Origin of the sequence: Sulfitobacter sp. HI0129, assembly GCF_001635395.1 — a bacterium.
Taxonomy (GTDB): Bacteria; Pseudomonadota; Alphaproteobacteria; order Rhodobacterales; family Rhodobacteraceae; genus Sulfitobacter.
In genome coordinates, this window is sequence record NZ_LWGH01000215.1 from 1 (window position 1) to 4215 (window position 4215).

Consider the following 4215-nt stretch of genomic DNA (forward strand, 5'->3'; position numbering starts at 1 on the left):
CATCGAAGGTCGAAGAGACGACCTCCCCCTTCACACTGCGCTGCATGTCGGTGACTTCTTCGGGGCGTTCGTCGATCAGCAGAACGATCAGGTAACACTCCGGGTGGTTCTGCTCGATGGAATTGGCGATGTTCTGAAGCAGCACGGTCTTACCCGTACGCGGCGGCGCCACGATGAGCGACCGCTGGCCTTTCCCGATCGGTGCCACCAGATCGATGATCCGGGCGGAACGGTCCTTCACCGTCGGATCGGAAACTTCCATCGTCAGTCGCTCATCGGGATAGAGCGGCGTCAGGTTTTCGAAGGCTACCTTGTGCCGCGCCTTTTCCGGATCCTCAAAGTTGATGCGGGTCACTTCGGTCAACGCGAAATAGCGTTCGGTATCGTCGGGCGCCTTGATCAGACCTTCGATGGTGTCCCCGGTCCGCAGCGAGTGCTGGCGGATCATATCGGGCGAAAGGTAGATATCATCCGGGCCCGGCAGGTAGTTCGCCTCGGGCGAGCGAAGGAAGCCGAAACCGTCCTGCAGAACTTCGAGCACCCCATCACCGGAAATTTGCCAGCCCTCGTCCGCGCGTTCGCGGAGGATCTGGAACATCATCTCTCCCTTGCGCATGGTGGAAGCGTTTTCGATTTCCAGCTCTTCCGCCATGGCGAGCAGGTTTTTCGGCGTCTGCGCCTTCAGATCGGCAAGGTTCAGGGTTTCTGTGGTCATGGAGAGGTCCCGTCCAGCCGCGATCGGTTTCGGGCTGTTCATCGTTTAAATGGTCAGATGGTCGCCGTTCCCGGACGGGAGGCCTTTCCCCTATAGAAAGCCCGTTGCTCCAAGTCAATCCGCCTAGAACTTCACCACGACCGAGAAGACGATAATGATCAAAAGCAGCGTGGGGACTTCGTTGAGGATGCGGTATTGCCGCCCGGTGAAGTCATTCCGGCCCTGGTTGAAATCCTTCACCCGCCGTTCGAGGAATACGTGAAACACCGACATGGCGATCACCGCGGCCCCTTTCGCCCAGGGCCACATGAGCGTCCAGTCGACCAGCCCCGGCGTCAGGACGAGCGAGATGCCGAAAATCCAGGTGACGACCATGGCGGGCCCCATGATCACGCGGGAAAGCTTGGCCTCCATCATCGAAAACAGATCATGCGTTTCGCCCGTCAGCCCGACGCGTTCGGTATGATGGACCATCAGACGGGGAAGATAGAACAGGCCCGCCATCCAGGCGATCACCGCGATGATATGGAGCGCCTTCGTCCACGGGTAGAGCATGGCCAGAAAGTCAGTCACATCGCACCTCTTCTTCGCTGGCCTTCATATAATATTAAAAGAAAGAAGAAAGATGATGTTGTTAGTAGGGGTACGGATTTCTGTGGATTATCCGGTTATCCGCAATCCGGTCCCTTGGGCACAGACATGCCGCCATGCCTGTGGACATCTAAGTCTGAAAATACTTTTAAATTAATGAATTCAATGGTTTGAAAATAAGTATAGGCCGCGCCTTGCGGGATACCCCGGTGGGGGAATCTGTGCGGGCTCGACCTTCTCCACATGGTCGGGTTGTTCTTTCCCACCCGTGTTGGAATCGCGCGCAACTCGGTGATATGCAGCCCCCGGGCGGGTCAAGAGGAAGAAACGGGATTCTTTGCGCCACCTGCCCGCGCAAGATACGCTGAAACGCACAGGGTTATCCCCATGAAACTCCCTTTTATCCTCGCTTCCGGCTCCGCGATACGTTCGCAGTTGCTGAGGCAGGCAGGCATGGCCCACGAGGTGGAAAAGGCACGGATCGATGAAGACAGCGTGACCCTCGCGCTTCTGGCCGAAGGTGTTCGACCACGGGACATTGCGGACGCGCTGGCGCAGGCCAAGGCGCGCAAGATCGCGGGCAAGTTTCCCGAAGCGATGGTTCTGGGCTGCGACCAGGTACTGGAGTTCGACGGCGCGCTTCTGTCGAAACCGGACAGCCCCGAAGATGCGATTGCGCAGTTGGGCAAGATGCAGGGGGCGCAGCACAGTCTTTATTCCGCCGCCGTCCTCTACAGCGGGGAGGAGCCGATCTGGCGGCATGTGGGCCGGGTGAAGATGACGATGCGCCCGCTGTCCGAAGGTTTCATCGCGACCTATGTGGACCGGAACTGGGACAGCATCAAAGACGCTGTCGGTTGTTACAAGCTGGAAGAAGAAGGCGTGCGTTTGATGCGACGTGTCGAAGGGGATTACTTTCACGTCCTTGGTATGCCACTTTTGGAATTGCTCGATTTTCTGACGCTGCGAGGAGACCTCGACCAATGAGTCCCGCGAAAATTCCGCTGGCCGGCGTAATCGGATCGCCGATTGCCCATTCCAAATCCCCGCAGCTGCACGGCCATTGGCTTCGTACCCATGGGCTGAACGGCTACTACATTCCCATGGATGTGGCCCGGGACGACCTTGAAAACGTGTTGCGCACCCTGCCCCGCATGGGCTTCGTCGGGGTCAACATCACGATCCCGCACAAGGAACATGCGCTGGAAATCGCGGACCTCGTGACCGACCGCGCCACGCTCATCGGGGCGGCGAATACATTGATCTTCCGGAAGGACGGCAAGATTCATGCCGACAATACCGACGGTTACGGATTCATCGAAAACCTGAAACAGGGCGCGCCGGACTGGAAACCGGGCAGCGGGCCAGCGGCGCTCTTCGGTGCCGGGGGCGCGGCCCGGGCGGTTGTCGCTTCGTTGCTGGACGCGGGCGTGCCGGAGATCTGGATTTCCAACCGCACGAAGGTCCGGGCCGAAAATCTGCGCCGCGATTTCGGCAGTCGCCTGCAGGTGGTCGATTGGGTTCAGGCGGGCAACATGCTGGATGATGCGGCATTGGTGGTGAATACCTCGTCGCTCGGCATGGTGGGCAAATCCGAGCTTCGGGTTCCGCTGGATGGCTTGCGCCCCGGTACGGTCGTCACCGATCTTGTTTATTCCCCGCTCAAGACACGTCTGCTGCAGGAGGCGGAGGCCGCTGGCTGCGTGACGGTGGATGGGTTGGGGATGTTGCTGCATCAGGCCGTTCCGGCGTTTGAGCGGTGGTTCGGAACGCGCCCGCAGGTTGACCGGGCGGCACGGGCGGCGGCGCTGCGCTGATGTATCTGCTCGGTCTGACCGGCTCTATCGGGATGGGCAAATCCACGACAGCGCGCCTTTTTGCCGAAGAAGGCTGCGCCGTCTGGGACGCAGACGCAGCCGTGCATCGGCTTTATGCGAAGGGCGGCGCCGCGGTGGCCCCCATGGGCGCGGCCTTTCCCACGGCGATCACGGGCGAAGAAGTCTCCCGCCCCGCGCTGAAGGCTATCATCGCGGAGGATCCCACCGCGCTGGGGCGGATCGAGGCGATCGTGCATCCGCTGGTCGGTCAGGACCGGGCCGAGTTTTTGCGCCGCGCCAAATCCGACATCGCGGTTCTGGATATTCCGCTGCTCTTTGAAACCGGGGGCGATGCGCGTATGGACGGAACCGTCTGCGTCACGGTTCCGGAGGCCGAACAACGGCGCCGGGTTCTCGAACGCGGAACGATGACCGAAGCCCAGTTCGAAGCCATTCTGGCCAAGCAGATGCCAAGCGCGGAAAAATGCGCGCGCGCGGATTTCGTCGTCGAGACAGATACACTGGACCATGCCCGTGCACAGGTGCGGGCGATTGTTGCCCAAATCAGAAAGAATATCGCTAATGCGTGAGATTGTCCTCGATACGGAAACAACAGGCTTCGATCCGGAAACCGGCGACCGCATTGTGGAGATCGGGGCAGTCGAACTGATCGGCCATGTGGCGACCGGGAGAACCTATCACCAATATATCAACCCCGAACGCGCCATGCCGGAAGAGGCGTTCCAGGTCCACGGCCTGGGCGACGATTTCCTGCGCGATAAACCGAAATTCGCGGCCATCGGTCAGGCCTTCATCGATTTCATCGGCGACTCGAAGCTTGTCATTCATAACGCCGCTTTCGATATCAAGTTCCTGAATGCCGAGTTGAAGTGGATGGGACTTCCGCCCATCCCGTGGGAACGGGCGGTGGATACGCTGGCCATCGCGCGCAAACGGTTTCCCGGCTCACCCTCCTCGCTTGATGCGCTGTGCCGTCGTTTCAGCATCGACAACTCCGCGCGCACCCTGCACGGCGCCCTGCTGGACAGTGAAATTCTGGCGGAAGTCTATCTGGAACTCATCGGCGGGCGG

General features: G+C 60.0%; 6 protein-coding genes. 4 read left to right on the top strand and 2 right to left on the bottom strand.

Going from position 1 to position 4215, the window contains the following annotated elements:
- Together rho and A3764_RS02720 are read right to left on the bottom strand one after the other, a co-directional pair.
- Positions 1-715 (bottom strand): transcription termination factor Rho (gene rho, locus A3764_RS02715; RefSeq protein ID WP_082865886.1); only part of this gene is annotated, 715 nt, incomplete at its 3' end.
- A 123-nt stretch (positions 716-838) separates the two neighbouring features.
- On the bottom strand, positions 839-1288 hold the full coding sequence (locus A3764_RS02720) for a CopD family protein (RefSeq protein WP_067922386.1): 450 nt from the start codon (positions 1286-1288) through the stop codon (positions 839-841).
- 405 nt (positions 1289-1693) lie between these two features.
- On the opposite strand from A3764_RS02720, the gene A3764_RS02725 reads away from it, so the two are divergent.
- The 4 genes from A3764_RS02725 to dnaQ form a co-directional block, all read left to right on the top strand.
- Positions 1694-2293 (top strand): Maf family protein, encoded by a 600-nt coding sequence (locus A3764_RS02725; RefSeq protein ID WP_067922383.1) that lies wholly within the window; start codon positions 1694-1696, stop codon positions 2291-2293.
- Positions 2290-3123, top strand: a complete 834-nt coding sequence (locus tag A3764_RS02730; protein ID WP_067922380.1) for a shikimate dehydrogenase — start codon at positions 2290-2292, stop codon at positions 3121-3123. The genes A3764_RS02725 and A3764_RS02730 overlap by 4 nt, the downstream gene beginning before the upstream one ends.
- On the top strand, positions 3123-3713 hold the full coding sequence (gene coaE, locus A3764_RS02735) for a dephospho-CoA kinase (protein WP_067922377.1): 591 nt from the start codon (positions 3123-3125) through the stop codon (positions 3711-3713). Before A3764_RS02730 ends, coaE begins: the two co-directional genes overlap by 1 nt.
- On the top strand, positions 3706-4215 hold a 510-nt coding region (gene dnaQ / locus A3764_RS02740; RefSeq protein ID WP_067951132.1), incomplete at its 3' end, for a DNA polymerase III subunit epsilon. The genes coaE and dnaQ, both read left to right, overlap by 8 nt.

Excerpts from the sequence above, each read along its gene's own strand:
- A3764_RS02725 (WP_067922383.1), top strand. The coding sequence starts at position 1,694 with ATGAAACTCCCTTTTATCCTCGCTTCCGGCTCCGCGATACGTTCGCAG.
- A3764_RS02730 (WP_067922380.1), top strand. The coding sequence starts at position 2,290 with ATGAGTCCCGCGAAAATTCCGCTGGCCGGCGTAATCGGATCGCCGATT.
- coaE (WP_067922377.1), top strand. The coding sequence starts at position 3,123 with ATGTATCTGCTCGGTCTGACCGGCTCTATCGGGATGGGCAAATCCACG.